General features: G+C 42.5%; 17 protein-coding genes. 5 read left to right on the top strand and 12 right to left on the bottom strand.

Features of this window, described 5'->3' with window-relative positions; genetic code table 11:
- Window positions 1-61: 61 nt before the first annotated feature.
- Entirely contained in the window at window positions 62-952 is an 891-nt protein-coding gene (locus AOX59_RS15135; protein WP_068446738.1) for a DUF1002 domain-containing protein, read from the bottom strand.
- Between the two features lie 265 nt (window positions 953-1217).
- Here AOX59_RS15135 and AOX59_RS15130 point away from each other — a divergent pair, with 265 nt between their 5' ends.
- Window positions 1218-2426, top strand: coding sequence for an MFS transporter (locus AOX59_RS15130; RefSeq protein ID WP_068446737.1), 1209 nt, complete (start codon window positions 1218-1220; stop codon window positions 2424-2426).
- Window positions 2427-2547: 121 nt separating this feature from the next.
- A complete protein-coding gene (locus AOX59_RS15125) occupies window positions 2548-2793 on the top strand; it encodes a YuzB family protein (protein ID WP_068446736.1) in 246 nt (81 codons plus the stop codon).
- A 256-nt stretch (window positions 2794-3049) separates the two neighbouring features.
- Here AOX59_RS15125 and AOX59_RS15120 read toward each other — a convergent pair whose 3' ends face one another.
- From AOX59_RS15120 to AOX59_RS15110, 4 genes are all read right to left on the bottom strand, one after another.
- On the bottom strand, window positions 3050-3427 hold the full coding sequence (locus tag AOX59_RS15120; protein WP_068446735.1) for a RidA family protein: 378 nt from the start codon (window positions 3425-3427) through the stop codon (window positions 3050-3052).
- A 42-nt stretch (window positions 3428-3469) separates the two neighbouring features.
- Window positions 3470-4174, bottom strand: coding sequence for a lysozyme family protein (locus AOX59_RS15115; RefSeq protein WP_470368372.1), 705 nt, complete (start codon window positions 4172-4174; stop codon window positions 3470-3472).
- 22 nt (window positions 4175-4196) lie between these two features.
- Entirely contained in the window at window positions 4197-4412 is a 216-nt protein-coding gene (locus tag AOX59_RS20060; protein ID WP_169792885.1) for a hypothetical protein, read from the bottom strand.
- 122 nt (window positions 4413-4534) lie between these two features.
- Complete coding sequence (locus AOX59_RS15110; RefSeq protein ID WP_068446734.1) at window positions 4535-5878, bottom strand: MATE family efflux transporter; 1344 nt, start codon at window positions 5876-5878, stop codon at window positions 4535-4537.
- 185 nt (window positions 5879-6063) lie between these two features.
- On the opposite strand from AOX59_RS15110, the gene AOX59_RS15105 reads away from it, so the two are divergent.
- Window positions 6064-7683 carry a long-chain fatty acid--CoA ligase gene (locus tag AOX59_RS15105; RefSeq protein WP_179946411.1) on the top strand — a complete coding sequence of 540 codons (1620 nt, stop codon included), beginning with the start codon at window positions 6064-6066 and terminating at the stop codon, window positions 7681-7683.
- 170 nt (window positions 7684-7853) lie between these two features.
- Here the strand turns inward: AOX59_RS15105 and AOX59_RS15100 are convergent, their stop codons facing one another.
- The 4 genes from AOX59_RS15100 to AOX59_RS15085 form a co-directional block, all read right to left on the bottom strand.
- Entirely contained in the window at window positions 7854-8888 is a 1035-nt protein-coding gene (locus tag AOX59_RS15100) for an NAD(P)H-dependent flavin oxidoreductase (protein ID WP_068446733.1), read from the bottom strand.
- Window positions 8889-9012: 124 nt separating this feature from the next.
- On the bottom strand, window positions 9013-11190 hold the full coding sequence (locus tag AOX59_RS15095; RefSeq protein WP_068446732.1) for a TRAP transporter permease: 2178 nt from the start codon (window positions 11188-11190) through the stop codon (window positions 9013-9015).
- 21 nt (window positions 11191-11211) lie between these two features.
- Window positions 11212-11745, bottom strand: coding sequence for a DUF1850 domain-containing protein (locus AOX59_RS15090; RefSeq protein ID WP_068446731.1), 534 nt, complete (start codon window positions 11743-11745; stop codon window positions 11212-11214).
- Complete coding sequence (locus AOX59_RS15085; protein WP_068446730.1) at window positions 11745-12788, bottom strand: TAXI family TRAP transporter solute-binding subunit; 1044 nt, start codon at window positions 12786-12788, stop codon at window positions 11745-11747. The genes AOX59_RS15090 and AOX59_RS15085 overlap by 1 nt, the downstream gene beginning before the upstream one ends.
- Window positions 12789-13025: 237 nt before the next feature.
- Here AOX59_RS15085 and AOX59_RS15080 point away from each other — a divergent pair, with 237 nt between their 5' ends.
- Window positions 13026-14330, top strand: coding sequence for a hypothetical protein (locus AOX59_RS15080; protein WP_068446729.1), 1305 nt, complete (start codon window positions 13026-13028; stop codon window positions 14328-14330).
- Window positions 14331-14736: 406 nt separating this feature from the next.
- Here the strand turns inward: AOX59_RS15080 and AOX59_RS15075 are convergent, their stop codons facing one another.
- Window positions 14737-15843: an MFS transporter gene (locus tag AOX59_RS15075; RefSeq protein ID WP_237049282.1), complete on the bottom strand. Its 1107-nt coding sequence runs from the start codon at window positions 15841-15843 to the stop codon at window positions 14737-14739.
- A gap of 345 nt (window positions 15844-16188) precedes the next feature.
- Here AOX59_RS15075 and AOX59_RS15070 point away from each other — a divergent pair, with 345 nt between their 5' ends.
- Window positions 16189-16671 carry a hypothetical protein gene (locus AOX59_RS15070; protein WP_068446727.1) on the top strand — a complete coding sequence of 161 codons (483 nt, stop codon included), beginning with the start codon at window positions 16189-16191 and terminating at the stop codon, window positions 16669-16671.
- A 198-nt stretch (window positions 16672-16869) separates the two neighbouring features.
- Here the strand turns inward: AOX59_RS15070 and AOX59_RS15065 are convergent, their stop codons facing one another.
- Together AOX59_RS15065 and AOX59_RS19795 are read right to left on the bottom strand one after the other, a co-directional pair.
- Complete coding sequence (locus tag AOX59_RS15065) at window positions 16870-17058, bottom strand: DUF4177 domain-containing protein (RefSeq protein ID WP_068446726.1); 189 nt, start codon at window positions 17056-17058, stop codon at window positions 16870-16872.
- Window positions 17059-17448: 390 nt separating this feature from the next.
- Complete coding sequence (locus AOX59_RS19795) at window positions 17449-17598, bottom strand: hypothetical protein (RefSeq protein ID WP_156418725.1); 150 nt, start codon at window positions 17596-17598, stop codon at window positions 17449-17451.
- Window positions 17599-17654 lie beyond the last annotated feature (56 nt).

Genomic DNA, 17654 nt, shown 5'->3' with positions numbered 1-17654 from the left:
CAACAAAGGATATGGCTTTTTAACAGTGCCATATCCTTCGCCTTTCCTTTAATGAAGTTATCTAAGAGGCTTCTCCAAACACGCTGTCAAAAAGGTTGCCGAGCATTCGGAACAGATTGTTGAAAAATGCTTCCACCTGATTCCAGAATCCTTCATCATTAATCAGATCCTGTACTTTAGAAGCAATATCTTCAAGCTGATCTCTGACCTGACCAAAATCGATATTCAAATCCCGCATGCGGTTAAATAAATCGATTAGCATCTGCCGGTCTTCTTCACTCAATGATATTTCCAGGTTATTTAACTGCTCTTCAACGATTTGTTCAATGTCTTCTTTCGTGGCAGGATTTTGCTCTGCAATGGCCTGTTTAATTTCAGTCAGCAATTCACTGACTTTTTCCTGGTTCATTCCTTCTTTTTCAGCCAGGTCTGTTGCGACACCCAGCTCATCATTCGCCAGCTCCATTCGTTCTTTATCCAACTGTTCGCCTTCTGCATCATATGCTTTATAGATCCCCGTCAAAGCAGATGTGCCGGTCACTTGTACCGGAGAGGCCACGTCAACTGTTGCATTCTCCACACCAGCTGTCAGAAGCGCATTTGCATACATTTCCGTCGTCACGTCAGTAATATTATCCGGCGTCACAATATTAATTGATAACCCGCTGCCATCACTCTCACCCATGATTTTAGCGGAAGAATACATATTTGAATTCGGGTCCCCGCCAATATAATTTGCGATATCCTCGCCTGTTACCGTATATTCTTCAGTTGATTCATTGTCACCCACATCAAGGAGATTCTTTACTTCCTGCTTTTCTGCATCAGATAAAGCATCCCCGTATACGACAATTGGTTTTTCCTCAGTTATCGCATGTACTGGTGCCGTGAAACTGAACAGAATAGCGCCTATCATCAAAAATGCGGCGATTGATTTCAGACTTTGCTTCATTTTGCTGCTCCTTTACTTTCATTTTTGCTTGTCCAGTATACATCTTACTTGTGGTTAAACTACATTATACCGTTTTATTTTCCATTTGAATAGTTTTTTTGCAGTGTCAGGATGTCAATTTTGGGGAAAATATCGTGGTGAGCATTAAGCTTTAAACATATTCTGACTTTGGATATATTATATATTTAGGGTATCGAAGTAATTTTGAAAGAAGGGACTTGTCATTTCTAAGGAAAACTCCAATGTCAAACGAAATTTAATTATTATGTGGTTTGCGAACTTCTTTGTTGGCGGAAGCCTGACAATGGTGCTTCCGTTTCTTTCATTATACATTGAAGAGTTCGGAAATTTCTCAGATGCATATGTTCAAAACTGGTCAGGCTGGATTTTTGGCATTACGTTTGGAACTGCATTTTTATTTTCGCCGATTTGGGGACGAATCGGCGATAAGTACGGACGAAAAAATATATTGATTCTATCCTCTTTTGGTATGGGGATATCAATCTTATTAATGGGTTTTGCCGACTCAGTCTGGGAACTCTTTTTCCTCCGTCTGTTTATGGGGGTATTCACCGGGTTTATTCCAATGTCCCAGGCATTGATTGCCACACAGACACCAAAAGCGATCGCCGGCAGGGTGCTCGGAACACTGCAAACCGGCAGTGTCACTGGAAACTTAATGGGGCCCTTGCTTGGAGGTATTCTTGCTGACGTGTTCGGTTACTCCGCGACATTCAAATGGGTCTCAATCACCATTTTCCTGTCCGGGCTGCTGGTGCTGTTGGGCATCAGGGAAGTTATGCTTAAAAACAGCGAGGATCACGCAGAAGAAGAAACATATTCGAGCAAACAAATCATCTTGCACATTATCGGTCATCCGGTGTTGCTCGCTGTTATGCTCATCTCGGCACTCGTCCAGATTGCACACTTTAGCATTCAGCCAATTTTGTCGCTGTATGTAGCTGAGATTCATGGACCGGTAAGCATAGCTTTCTTTTCAGGATTAGCTTTCTCTGCAGCAGGTTTGGGGAATTTACTTATGGCCAGGCGCTGGGGACGTATTGGTGATCGGGTCGGCTACATTAAAATATTGATTTTTTTACTGTTTATGGCCGGGATTGTTTACCTTCCGGGGGCATTTGTCACAAACATTTGGCAACTCGTTGTTCTCCGGTTCCTGCTCGGTATTTCGATAGGCGGCATCATTCCTGTCCGAATCGCATATATCAGACAGGCAGCCCCTTTATCGATTCAGGGGGAAATGCTTGGATACAATACCAGCCTTCGGTTTCTCGGAAACATTATCGGACCTGCATTAGGCGGTATGCTTTCCGGTTATTTCGGCATATCCGCGGTGTTTTTTGTAACAAGCGGGTTATTGATTGCAAGTGGTGCCATTATGCTAATTACCTGGTATAAACAGGAATATACAGATGAAAAGCGAAAATCCACGCAAGCATTGTCTTCGCATTGAATCTAAGAAGCGCCGAATCATCTGCTCATCACTTTCTAGGCAGGCAATGATGTTGATAAAATGTGTGGAATATGTTAAAAATAATAACGTACAATTATAAATTAGAAAGAAAGTGATAGCTATGGGCGCAATAGTCGTTGAAGTTTGTGACGGAAATGCCATCACTTCTTTGGATATAGAAGGTATTATAGAAAGTGAATTTCCAGAGGTAGCCGTATTAATGAATGAATGCCTGGCTTTTTGCGGTTTGTGCAGGGTCCGGCCCTATGCACTCGTGAACAATCGCCGCGTTCACGGCAACACACCTGAAGAATGCTTAGCGAAAATACGCGAAGCAATAAAAGAAGAACTGGCCGTTTATCAATAAAGATAACGGCCAGTTTTTTTCATATAAGACAGGCCGCGAATAGAGCAACATCATTACAAGCAATTTTCGCGCATTCTCATACAAAAAACAAAATTCGGCAATAAATATTCCCCGGGAAATATTTGTCGGAAATTGCGGTTAAAGGCACGCCTGTAAAATATTCACCGAATCCTGCCTCGACAATTTCCTGAATTTTCCTTACTCAGGGCGAACGCGAACAGCCGGCCATTTCTTCGATTTTAATGGACCCTGTTCATTACTTGGTATAGACTACGGCGTCCATTTCGATCAGCACATTTTTAGGCAGTTTGCTGACTTCAACGGTTGCTCTTGCAGGGTATGGTTTCGACAAATAACCACCGTATATATCATTAACCGTCGCAAAATTGTCCATCGAATCAATGTAAATGGTAAATTTAACCACTTGCGAAACATCTGTACCTGCTTCAGTTAAAATCGCCTGCAAATTATGCATGACCTGATTTGTCTGGGCTTCAATTCCTTCAGCAACCTCGCCTGTTTCCGGGTTAATGCCAATCTGACCTGAAATATAGATGAAGTCACCTGCCTCGATAGCCTGTGAATATGGTCCAATCGCTTCAGGCGCGTTTTCTGTAAAGATTTCTTTTCGCATCAAAATCCCTCCATATACTTTTTTCCATGATATCATTTACGCTCACTTGATACTACATTTCCGCCAGGCTATTCCTGTAAGCCATGACATCACGGACATAATAGATATCACCGTAACAAGCATCAATTTCCTGGGCTTCTTCACGCGGGCAGCGATACTTTGCCTGATTATCGCTGGAGGCGTACATTTCCTGGGAAAAATTAATTGCTGCCGCTTGCGTATACCCCCTGTGCCCGCTTCAACGTAATCAATAAACCCTTGTCCAAAATTGTATGACTGAATAGCAAGCTGCACATCACCATCAGCTTCATTCAACACCCCGGCAAAGTGTTCAACACCCTGTTTAATCGAAAGCTCGGGATCTTCAATACAACCGCGTGACCCGCAGTAGCTTTCAGATGACTGCATCGGATCATTGCCGCGTCCGCCCGATTCCTGCATCATAATCGCCATGAGTTCGTGCACATACGCATCAACATCATTTTCAGCTGCATATTTTTCCACCAGCGGTTTGTAGTCCAAAACCTCTGTGCTAATAACAGCACTTGTCGATTTGGACACCTCATCCTGCTTCCCTTCAGTTAACATAACCGATAGCAAAATCATTAAGCCGGACAATATAGCTGCAATGATTACTGTTTGCTTGATAGCTTGTTTCGTTTTACGCTTCATCGTATCCGCCTGTCTTTCTTCCAAAAAATCATAATTCCGGCTGCACATCCGTATATAGCATGAGCGAACAGCCAATAAACAAGAGCCTCCATATCTGTCACATCAGGTGTCCCCCTGATAAAACTGTCAACGGATAATAACATCCACCAATGATAACAGTACCGAGCACAAATAGGATAATAGACGCCCGTGTCCGTCTCAGAACAAAATATAGCCCAAATACAATGAACACCGACACGGTTAAATGAAGCAAGAATTCATGTGTTTCTGTCATTGACCAGTCTGAGAGCACCGGGATATAATCCACATTCAATAATAAACGATAGACTTTTTTCCGGTAAATGATTCTATCCCTTGCAGCAAAATACCCAGGATAAATCCCCCGATAATACCTGCCAAGAGCAATCTTAATAATAGCTTCATAGTTTTTCGCTCCTAATTTCCCTTAGCAAACAATTCCTTCTTGCGCCACTTTCCAAACCGGTAATATATGAATGCCGCGAGACTGCTCAGCACAAAACTCGCTCCCATACCAACGGCAATTCCGATTTCTCCCAGCCACTCGGAAAACAGATAGGCCAGTGGGAAACGAAGCACCCAGAACGAGATGATATTCAAAGCGAGAACTTGATACATGGCGCCGGATGCCCGGACAATACCGTTCAAAATAAAGTTAACACCCAAGAACGGGTAGCATAATGCTACAATTTGCAGATACCTTGTGCCGAATGCTACCGCTTCCTCGTTTTCAATAAACATACGGATGCCGTACTCAGCAAATACAACAACCAGGAGACCAACCAGCAGCATAAACGATAAGTTGTAAATCACACCATATTTAGCAATCTTCTTCACACGCGTCCAGTCCCGGATTCCAATATTTTGCCCTGCCATGCTATTAACGGAAGTACCGAGAGCATGTGCGGGGAGCATTAATATACTGTCAAGCCGTTGAGCTGCACCGTACCCCGCGATGACGCCACTGCCGAATACCGTGACCACACTCATAATCGCGGCTGACCCGGCAGAAATAACCGCCATTTGCAAACCTGACGGGATACCCAGATTCAATATCAAACCAACTTCTTTTTTTGATGGAAGGCTTGGACCTGTGAATGGAGCAAGCTTTTTGGAAAGCACATAAATCAAGCCATACAGAAACGCACTGCCCTGTGCCAAGATGGTTGCAAAAGCAGCGCCATTAATACCAAGATTAAAAACGGCAATAAAAATCGGATTCAGAACGATATTCAGAAGCACCGCAATCATCACAAACCTGAGTGGTGTTCTGCTATCACCAAGTGCGCGCAGCACAGTGCTGATAAAATTGTAGCCAAACAAAAACAGGATACCTAGAAAGTTGATCTGCAAATAGGTTTCCGCTTCACTGAGCATATTTTCCGGCGTCCCCAACAGTCGCAGCAGCTGATCTGCCAGCGTATAACCCAGTGCACTGAGCGCCAGTGCCATAATCGTTAAAATTACAACAAACGCATTCAAATAACGCCTCAGCCCAGCTTCATTATCCTTGCCCTTCTGCTGGGATAAAATGGTCAGTGCCGCATTGTTCAGTCCGAGCACAAATGAAAGAAGCGTAAAAATAATGGTACTCGAAATGGCAACTGAACCAAGCGCATCAGATCCAAGCAAATTGCCGACCCAAAGACTGTCAGCAAACTGGTAGGAGGTCTGAAGCAGATTGGTCAGCATCAGCGGCCCGGAAAATATAATCAGGTGCCTGAATATACTGCCTTGCGTAAAATCATGCTGTTTTTTCATCGTTCTTCGCCTTTCCTTTGTCCATCGGTAAGAGCTCCATTATTCAAGAAATTATTTCATCTGTCATTGTAGCATGAATGCTGGCTGCTTTCTTTTTTCTTACATTTCATTTAATTTTTTCAATAGTAATAATTATATGATATTATATAGTCAAGCCTGTTAAATTTAAAAAGGAGCTGTTGTTTATGATGCAAACCCCTCTCACGATTGGGTCGATGATGGTTCATGCGGAAAAGTTTTTCGCTAAGAAAGAAGTCATTTCCCAGACACATGATAAGCTTCACCGGCTGACTTATTCGGAAATTGGCGAGCGAACCAGACGACTAATGAGCGCTCTTGGACAGATCGGCGTGCAAAAAGGTGATCGTGTCGGCACGTTAGCCTGGAACCACCACCGCCATCTTGAACTATATTTTGCCGCGCCGGGAATGAACGCTGTGCTCCATACCATCAATATACGCCTTTCACCGGAACATATCATTTATATTATCAATCATGCCGAAGATAAAGTCCTCTTTATCGATGAGGACATTTTACCGCTCATTGAAAAAGTTCAAGACCAATTGACTTCAGTTGAAGCTTTTGTCGTTATGACCGACAAAGAAGAACTCCCGGAATCCGGTTTAACACCTCTTTATTCTTATGAAAAATTACTCCAGACCGGTGATCCCGCCCAGCCATTTGTTACAGATATTGATGAGAATGACCCTGCCGGCATGTGTTATACGTCCGCAACAACCGGGAAACCAAAAGGCGTCGTCTATTCGCATCGTGGTATTGTACTGCACAGTTATGCACTTGGTCTCGCGGACACAGCGGCCATATCTGAGTCAGATATTTCAATGCCGGTAGTTCCGCAATTCCATGTCAATGCCTGGGGGACACCGTTTGCATGTACCTGGTTTGGCACTACACAAGTCATGCCCGGTCCGCGTTTTACACCGAAACGGCTGGCAGAATTCATTGATAGATTTAAAGTCACCATTACAGCCGGAGTCCCGACAATCTGGCTTGGGCTCCTGCGCGAACTTGAACAAGGAGACTATGATACATCCAGCTTGCGTACTGTTCTTTGCGGGGGATCTGCAGCACCAAAAGGACTCATTCAGGCATTTGAACAAAAGCTCGGCATCCCGTTTGCTCATGCGTATGGTGCCACTGAAACAACACCGCTTGCCACTTTTTCAAGACTTAAAAGCTATCAGCAGGATATGACTGAAGATGAGAAACTTAATGAACGGGCCAAACAAGGGTCACTCGTTCCTGGATTGGAGATGAAGGTAATCGGTAATACAGGCGAGGTTGCCTGGAATGGTGAAGAAATGGGCGAACTGCTTTTGCGCGGACCATGGATAGCAGATGAGTATTACAAAGATGACCGAACCGCCGGCGCATTCATTAAGGGCTGGCACCATACCGGTGATGTTGTGACAGTTGATGAGGAAGGCAATATTCAAATCGTGGACCGGACAAAAGACCTGATAAAAAGCGGGGGCGAATGGATTTCTTCGGTTGAGCTTGAAAACGCTATCATGGCGCATGATGCTGTTTTTGAAGCCAGTGTTGTGGCCATGCCGGACCCGGAATGGCAGGAGCGTCCAGTCGCCTGTGTAGTACTGCATGAAGACTTCGCTGATAAGGTTAATAAGCGTGAGCTGCTTGATTTTATCCGTCCGCAATTTGCCAAATGGTGGCTGCCTGATGACATTTTGTTTTTCGATGAAATTCCAAAAACATCGGTCGGCAAGTTCTTGAAAAGGGAATTGCGCGAACAAGTGAAGGCGCATTTCAAGGTGGAGGAATAATCGTGAAATTGAATGAAGAAATCGGCGGGTTCGCCGATTTCTTTTAGTTTGGCTCTTTCTCGCATTCTTTGTTGCTTTCCTACAGCAATTGATATATCACTGAAGTGGAAGCTTCAATTCAAGAGCGAAAACATCGTCCCGAGCGCATCCGTACTTACTATCTGTGCTCCTTATATAAGCGAGGCCACAATATCCGCGGCACTCTCTTCCTTTTCAATCGCACCAACTCCCTGGCCGGCCCATAGCGACTGTACTTCCGGCATCGCAAATTCCTTTCCGGCCGAGCGAATATCTTTTGTCATTTGATTCTGGATAGGGAATGGAAGCGGTGCAATCCCACTTGCCTCCACCTCTTCGACTAACCTGTTCCGGATAGCACGGGCCGGGTGTCCGGAAAACACTTTCGTTATCACCGTATCATTGGTTTCTGCTTTGATGAGCGCCCTGCGATAAGCTGCATTCGTTCCGGCTTCTTCAGCAAGCAAAAATCGTGTGCCCAGCTGGACGGCAGAGGTCCCCATGGTCATTAAAGCATCGGCTTGAGACTTGGTATGTATGCCGCCTGCTGCTATAATGGCAAGATTCGTATGGTCAAGAAGCTCCTGCACCAGCACGTGCAAACCGATTTGACAGCCATCAGGGTATTTTTCCACATTAAATGTACTGCGGTGGCCGCCCGCTTCCATCCCCTGAGCCACAACGGCATCAAATCCTGCTTCTTCCAGTTGTTTGGCCTCCTCAAGATTTGTTGCCATGCCAATCAATTTCACGTCGTTCGCTTTCAAACGATCGATCAGCATGTATGAAAGCACCCCGAAAGCTGTACTGACAATCGGGATATTTTCCTCGAGAATGACATCGATTTTTTCCTGCAAGTAATCACGGACTTTAATCGAACTTTCTCCCGTGTCCATTTCCAATTCACCCCGATATTGATTAAGGAATTGCTGCATTTGGGCGATATCATCGGAAAATGCCTCCAGGTTTACAGCAAATAGATTGACCGCGAAGGGTTTATCAGTAAGCTGCTTTATGGCTTGTATGTCCGCCTTTAACACCTTATCACTCATGTACCCTGCCCCGAGTGTTCCAAGCCCGCCTGCATTGGCGACAGCCGCAACTAACTCAGGGGTCGTAATACCGCCCGCCATTCCAGCCTGAACAACCGGCGCATCGATCCCAATTTTATTGATAAATGAATTCATGCACTCACCCCTTCCCATTCTTGTGTCCAAGCATATCATATATTAGTACGAACTGCGTGAGGAGCGATAACCATATCAAAAAGAGCTATTTCACAGTAATATTCCTGCAAAATAGCTCTTTAATTCATGCGTTCGTCTGAACCGATTGCATGCCGGATTTATCATTTCTGTTCTTTTTCCACCATTGATAGACAATAATCAGAGCGAATAGTCCAACACCGACCAAGTCTGTCCATAGTGCATGATTAAGCAAAACAACCGCCGCCCCTACAGCCATTATCCGCTCAATCCAGCCAAATTTGGTGAACAGGTAGCTTTGAATAAACGTAGACCAGGCAATAATGCCGATAAACGCTGTGGTAATACTTAACAGAATCTGAATCCACGTTGCTGTATCGTCCTGCAAAATCAAAATCGGATTAAGCACAAACGCAAACGGCAGAAGCAATGCCCCCATATCAAATTTAAAACCTTGCACACCGGTACGCACCGGATCTGCTTTGGCAATACCCGCTGTCGCGTATGCCGGCAAGTTAATCGGCGGTGTATCATCGGCAAGGATTCCATAATAAAATACGAAGAGATGAGCTGCCAATACCGGGATATCCAGCTGTATCAAAGCCGGAGCCATGACAGCTGCAAGTACAATGTAGGTTGCAGTTGTCGGCAGACCGAGGCCCATGATGATACACGCAATCATCGTGAACAGCAGGACAAGGAAAATCTGGTTGTTTGCCAAATCCAAAATCAAACCGGAGAATATCGGCCCCAGTCCTGTCATTGTCACAACACCTGTCAGAATTCCGGCAGCCGCACATGCCGCAACCACGCTTAGCGCATTTTTTGCCCCAAGCTCAAGCGCCGTAAAAAACTCTTTCCATCCAAATTTATCCTGTTTTTCACCAGCAACTTTTTTACCCATCGCATACCAGATGAGCGCAAACATCAAGGCACCAATGGAGACAAATGTAACGTACTGATTTAAGCCGAATAGTAAATGTGCTGCATAGGCTGCACCTGTGAACAGAAGCGCAACGAGAAAACCGGCACCCAAACGCTGCTGCATCCGATAAGAAAATAGAGCAATCGCAATTGTACCGACAATCGCCATAAATGATGCCAATATCGGTGTCAGCCGCATGACAAGCAGTATGACAATTGCTACGATCGGCAGCAACAAATAACCACGGCCAGCTAAGATTTTCCATGGCGATACGAGCTCATTTCGCGGGATGCCGACTAAATTATTCTTGCTCGCTTCCAGATGTACCATGAACAAAATGGCTGTATAGCTTAGCAATGCCGGAATCGCTGCCGATTTAACGATTTCCAGATAAGATATACCGGTGAAGTCGGCCATGATAAAGGCAGCAGCACCCATGACAGGCGGCAGCAGCTGCCCGCTTGAGGAAGCAGCTACTTCAATACCGCCGGCAACCTTTGGCCTGAATCCTGTCTTTTTCATCAGCGGTATGGTGAACGTGCCTGTGGTAACCGCATTGGCTACCGAACTGCCTGATATTGAGCCCATCATACCGGATGAAATAACGGATGCTTTGGCCGGTCCGCCTTTAAACGAACCGACAAGTGACATGGCCAGATCAATAAACATTTTACCTGCCCCGGTCACCTCCAGAAAAGCGCCAAATAAAATAAAAATAAAAACATATTGTGCTGAAACAGTCAGTGGTGTTCCGAATATACCCTCATTGGACAAATACATAAACTCGGCGATTTCATTCCATGTAAAGCCAAAGTGGTTCAGCGCATCCGGCAAGATCGCCCGTGCACCAAGAAAGTCCGGCAAATACATATCACCGAGCCATGCGTACAGCATGAAAACCGTTGCCAGTATGACAAGCGGTTTTCCGACCACTCGACGTGTTGCTTCGAGGACCAGCAACAATGCAATGAAAGATATCGTGGTATCCAACGCATTCGGATTACCGACTTTGCCAACAAGAACGTCAGATATCATGATAATATAAACGCCGGTTGATGCCCCAAGGATTGCCAGTACCATATCATACCAGGGAATTTTCGTTTGCCCGAGGTTCTTTTTATATGGAAAGATTAAAAAAATGAGGGTTAAGGCAAAGGCCAGATGCACTGCTGTCAGCTGACGATTCGGCAGCATGTCGATACCGGCTGAATACAGGTGAAATAATGAAAATGCAACAGCAACAATTAATACAATGAACGCCATTTTGCCATATAGTGTTCTGTCACTGCCTTCCAGCTCATCCAGCTGCTTGTTCATTTCTTCTTGACTCACATTTGTATCCAGATTTGAGTTCGCCATAAAGAACCTCCCTTCTGTTATTCATGATAGTTTTTCGATTAAAAAGACAAACCAATTTTGCTTCTCAATCTCAAGTGAAAACGTTCTTCCCTCAAATGGTTTACGCGAGATATTCCAGGTATGTCCGTCTATCGTCAGTTTTTGTTCTGCAATACTTACGGGATGTAACAAAATCTCCTGGAATGTCTGGTCGATATTATCAATCACGTAATAGCCGTCCTCCATGCGATCAGTTGCCCCTGGCGGAGGTTTTGTTTCAATACCGGCTCCGAAGCTGCAATTCCAGCTTTCCATCAAGACCATCTCATAGTCCTCGCTCACTTCATATTTTTCTATAATGAGACACTTGGCCACTGAATGGAGATAACGTGATGAAAAAGTTGTATCGGCATTTATCCGCTCAGCAATCAATACATCATCATTATCCGCCGTTGCGTACATGACATGTACATCTTTCATAAGCAAATAAATACCGATAAAAATTATTAAACCGATTAATAGTACGGCAAGCCTGTGTTTATGCAGGCTTGGCCGCCTTTCAGAAGAAGCTGTCATTACTCGACAGAGACACCTTCTTCTTCATAATACCTGGCTGCACCCGGGTGAAGGTCAATGGACATACCATCTGTTGCACCTTCTAAAGTGATATCCGAACCGCGGGCATGCGCTGCTTCCAGTGCGTCTTTGTTTTCAAACATGGATTTTGTCATGTTATACACCGCGTCTTCCGGCAGTTCCGAATCCACAACAAGGATTGCCATAACAGCTACTGTCTTAATCTCTTCTTCCTGACCGTAATCTGCATACGTGTCAGCAGAAATTGTTTTTTCGGTGTAATACGAATATTCCGAAGTCAAATTGCTGATGACTTCGTCGGAAAGTGAAAGGACCTTGACATCTTTACTGGCACCTAATTCCTGAATCGCGCTTGTTGGTGCACCGCCAACGATAAACGCTGCATCAAGTGTACCATTCTGCAAGCCCTGAGAAGCATCACCAAAGCCCATATATTCAGCTGTCAGGTCATCATACGTGAGCCCTGCTGCTCCCAATACTTGATTGGCGTTTGCTTCGGTTCCACTGCCCTGGTCACCGACAGCCACGGTTTTGCCTTCCAAATCTTCAAGTGATTCAATATCGCTGTCAGCTGTTGTGACCACTTGGATATCTTCAGGGTAAAGCGAGGTCATGCCGGCCATATTATCAACCGTATTCCCTTCAAAATCTCCGAGCGTCTCTCCATTCGCGGCATAATAAGCAATATCATTTTGAATCAGAACAGCGTCGTATTTTCCTTCAGCCAGCTCCTGGGCGTTTGTTACTGATGCCCCGGTTGAAACAGCTCTGGACTGTGAAACCCCTTCTACATTTGAGAAAATCTGCTCAGTCATCGCTACACCAAGCGGATAATAGGTACCACTCGTGCCCCCGGTTCCCAGTGTGACGCGAACCTCTTCAGATGATGATGCATCATCGCCGCCGTTATCACTGCTGCCGCTGTCATCACTTCCGCCGCCGTCATCCTGGGCACTGCCGCAGCCTGCTAGTGCAAACAGCATAACGATAAGCAACAAACCTGCGAGTTTAAGACTTCTCATGAAATTTCCCCCTTTATTATTTTAAAATCAAATCTTATCTAAATTTAAACCGTTTTCATCTGGTATGTCAAGTTTTAACAGAATAATAGAATGCTATGTTACCTCGAAATATACCAAAATATATTTAAACCTAAATCGTACATTTTTCTTCTTGACAATATTTAGAAAATTCCGTATTATAACTCTAACGAATTTTGTCGTTAAATATGGGATGAAGGTATTCGGAAAGAAGGAGGAATGGATGTGACGATTAAAATTGCTGTATTCGGAAGGGAAGAGACAATCCATCAGATCAACAGGCTGACTGAGAAAATAGAAGATGTTGAACTATTTCCTTTTGTCTATAGAACTGCGGAAGAAACGAACGAATTGGTTGAAAAGGCCATTATGTGTGATATTTATTTATTCACAAGTACTTTAGCCTATTATTATGCCAAAGATTTTATTGAAAAAAAGCGGCTGCCTGCCGTGCAGGCGGACATTGATGCGTACATGATCCTGACTTCTCTTTTCCAAATTAAAATGGAAAAAGAACAGGAACTGGACCGCCTTTCCATTGACGTACCGGATACAAGACAGGTCAGTGAAGTGCTTCATGAAATCAATCTCCGGTATGATGACATTTATACGTACAGCTATGGATATGCTGAGACTGCAGGGCCTGAACAAATTGCAGATCATCATCAGAATCTTTATGATGCCGGAGACGTCAGTTTAGTCCTCACACCCCTTCAAGAAGTGGCAGATGTTCTCAGAAAAAGAAACGTTCCGGTTACGTGCATGAAATTGCCGATGCTAAATCTAACAAGAGCGATTGAAAAAGCTAGATCGATTGCAACTATCAATCATTCAGCAAGTGCTCAAATTGTCACCGGTTATGTCCGCATTAAAAACTTTGACCGCCTCCACGTACAACATGGCGATCTTTATATACAAGAATTGCAGCGGAAATTGCATCAGATCTTATTGAACTATGTCAAAAAAACACAGGCTTCTGTTTTCTTAAACAGCGAGAACCAATTTGTTTTGTTGGGAACACGCAGCATGCTTGAATACATCACTAGCCATTATCGTGATTTTCCTTTATTAAAAAAGATGATTGATGAACTGACTGTACCGGCTGATATCGGTTTCGGACTTGGACTGTCGGCTGACAAGGCAGATATCAATGCACATCTTGCACTTGAGGCCTGCGGGGAAAAGGAAGACGGAACATGCTATATTGTTAACGAACGCCGTGACATAATCGGACCACTCGGCATAAAAAAGGAGTTTAACCCATCAGCACTTTATCGTTCACTCATCCATGAAGCCAAATTAAATAACGAACTGTCCTATAATTTTATCGATTTTATTGAAGTACGCAACAATGAACCTTTTTCATCGAATGATATCGCCAAATATTACGGTGTCACCAAACGCAGTGCTGAACGCACAATCAAAAAGCTGCTTGCCGGAAACATCATTAAAGCCAGCGGAGAAGAAAAACCTTATGTACAAGGCCGCCCGCGCAAATTATTTAAACTGAAGCAGGAGCAATAAGAAAAACCCGGTTTCTATATTTTTTGACCTTCACAAAAGGCTGTTTTCGAAAGTGTAGTTCTTACTGATAAAAGTTCAGAAACGGCTATGTCGGATGTAATAAGAGCACAATTCGATTATATGGAAAAGCTCTTCGTCGCCGCAGCCGATATTAGATGATTATTAACGTATACCTTATCTTTTAAATGTAATACAAAAGAAATAACGGACAAATAAAGTCTTTTCTATAAGTTTATTTACCCCTGTGCTTTCAAACCAACTAATACACATAAGCATTTCTTTAACTTTACCGATCTTCAACAAAATGGCCCTTATGTATGGAAAGGGCGCCAAGACGTATTCCGGAATGGCGCCCGTTTCTTGAATAGTCTATTTCAGCTATTAGCTGGAGTCTGATGTCAAGTACCTACTGAAAAAGCTGATCCTTTTTTTGATTATTCACCTTTTGAGTACTAAGCACAAAGCTAGCGACTGCTGCAATGCTACAAACATATGGGAGTAAAGAATATCCCCAAATAGATATGACATAACCTCCAATCATTGAACCAATAGTGATACCAATATATAGAGCCGTATTATTCCATGCCATAACAATTCCTCGCTCTTTTGGATATTCCACTACTAATCGTGCTTGGTATGATGTAAATCCTGCGTACCCAACCAAAGCCCATATAAACAGAAGGAAATAAACCCAACCACCAGATGAAAAAAATAGTCCTAAACAAATGAGTATTAAAGTTAAGAAAATTAGAGTAGCGTTCGAAACCTTCTTTTCTCCGAACTTATCCGTCAATTTTCCACTTGTAAGACCACCTAAAACAGCACCGACACCATAAAAAGTAATAGCTAATGCTATTTCTGATGATGAGAATCTATTTTCAGAGTATAGGGCTGCTCCCAAATAAACATAAAGGGCATACATTGAAATCGCCCAAATGGTGGTAACACTTACGGAACCAAGTATTCTTAGCATATTTCCTTCTACTAGTTTTCTTGTTGAATCACTTTTGGGAATAGATTCCCACGTTTTGAAATTTACGACCGCCAATATGGCTCCTATAGTAGCCATTACAACAAATACAGAACGCCAACTAAGAAAATATTCTAATATCGTACCGAATGGGGCTCCTGCCCAAAGAGCCGTTAAGTGTCCTGAAACAACAATCGAAAGCCATGTTCCTCTTCGTTTTGGTGGCGCAATATCTCCAATGATTGCGTATATCAACGGAGTGACTGAAGCAACGGACAAACCAGCTAAAATACGGCTAACAATTAGCCATAAAAATGAAGAAGCAAAGGCAGTAAGTACGTTAGAAATAGCAAACAATAATAAACCAAACGTAATAATTGTTCTCCGACCCTTTTTATCTGAAAGCCAACCAAAGAATGGAGCCGAAAAGGCATATGTAACCGCAAAAACAGTTACCATCCATCCAGTCGTCTCTGGACTAACCTTATATGTTTCCGAAATGAACGGCAATAACGGAGACACCACAAATAAGTCAGTCCCCATTAGAAACAAAGTTATCCAGCCAACACTTAAATTTGCCTTCCCTTGTATCCCCATACATCCCCCATATAAAATTATTTTTTACATGTATATTCATTACGGGACACAAAAAGGACCTTAAGTAAGTTTTATAGGTTTTTTATTTTTTGTTATTACTTCCCTTAAATGAGCCAAATAGGGACATACTTATTATTCCGGAAGCGCGGCCGATTGCTGCATAGTCAAATCGAGGTTCTTAAGCAAGTGCAGCCATTAGTTGAATATATAATAACATACCAAAAAGGAAACAATTGAATAACATCGATGAAGTGTCAAATCCTAAGATAAAAGCTCAGAAGGGTGAACTTAATGGCAAACTTTTTTAGGATAGTAAATGCAATTGTTTTATGGGCTATTGTATTATCATTCCTTCCAAAACTCTCCTTTAAAAAATATTTACCAGTTACATTATTTTGCTCTGGTATTTTTTTAATACAATCACTTCTAAACCTAATTTTCAAATGGTGGGATGTTAAAGGTGGGATAAAGTACAGAGTATTTGATGATTTAGCCTTTATATTTGGACCATTTTTTACAATTAATTTATGGGTGTTTCATTTCACTTATGGAAAATTCTCTTTATATGCATTATGTAATTTAATTATGGACCTTCTTTATGCCTATCCTCTAAATGCATTTTTCCAAAAAATAGGTCATTATAAATTAAAAAGAATGACCTCTACAGCACTTTTTATCAAAACTTGTTCACTCGCTGTTTTGAACTATGGTTTTCAAAGATTCATCGAAAAACCAAGCCCTTCAGAATCATCTAACCATAGGTCCAGTGATTAAATTGTACTTTTTGTTTAGTTCAAAGTCTTTATTAATACACTAGAAAGAGTTTCACATCTGCCCCACATTCAAAAGAAAGGTGAAAGGTATGCCCTTATTCCGCAATATGGCCCGATGAATCCATACAGGATGTACTCTTGTTCCTGATAAGCGCCCTATACTTGAATAGGGGGTATTGTATTTGCTTATATTTCTCTTTTAGTTTTTCTTACGTTTAAATATTAACTCATAGAAAGAAGGCATACCATAGCTTTTTATTCCCGGCGCGAAAATTTGTACTAACTCCCATCCTTCTTTTTCGTGCTCATAAACAACTGAATGATAATCTTGTTCCGGTGTGTGTTTGAAGCCGGATAAATTAACTTTCACAAATTTATGTTCGTACAATATAAGTAACCTCCTAAAAATTTTCTTTTTCCTTTACGTATTTACTTAATAAGAAGTTCCGAATACATAAATGCCATATAGTTCTATTGCTTTTTTCACTAAGAGCAGTTTAGTTTAATAATAATTATTGTAAGTCCCTGTTATTTTCACAATGAGTTATTCCATTAAACGGCTTTAAGACCAATTCGTTACAATCTTAAACTTTATTTTAACACAAATATTCAAAATACTTGGTTAATATTTTTAAAATGTTGAATAATTTATCCAGTGTTGTCATACCAGCAAAAAATAGCGTACTAAATGTTATGGTGATTTAGTACGCTAAATGTATTGTGTTTTTTTCTCCACCGTAAGTGAACTACTTATATCAAAAATCCGGTCTTTTGCTCGTCATGATTGATTGTTAAATAGGTAGTTGATAATACTGTCAAACAAAGGTACTGAATCGGTAATCAAAAATACTGGAAGCAGCATGATTGCCAGGATGACAACAACATTGGATAGTATGAATTTGACAGTTCCTACAACAAGTTTTGTCACCTTTACCATCCTTTCGATGTGCCGTTAGCTTCATTGTAAAACTTTTTAATATTTCT

Source organism: Lentibacillus amyloliquefaciens (genome assembly GCF_001307805.1).
Classification (GTDB): domain Bacteria; phylum Bacillota; class Bacilli; order Bacillales; family Amphibacillaceae; genus Lentibacillus; species Lentibacillus amyloliquefaciens.
Note: the sequence above shows the minus strand (reverse complement) of the source record. Positions and strands in the feature narration are given on the sequence as shown.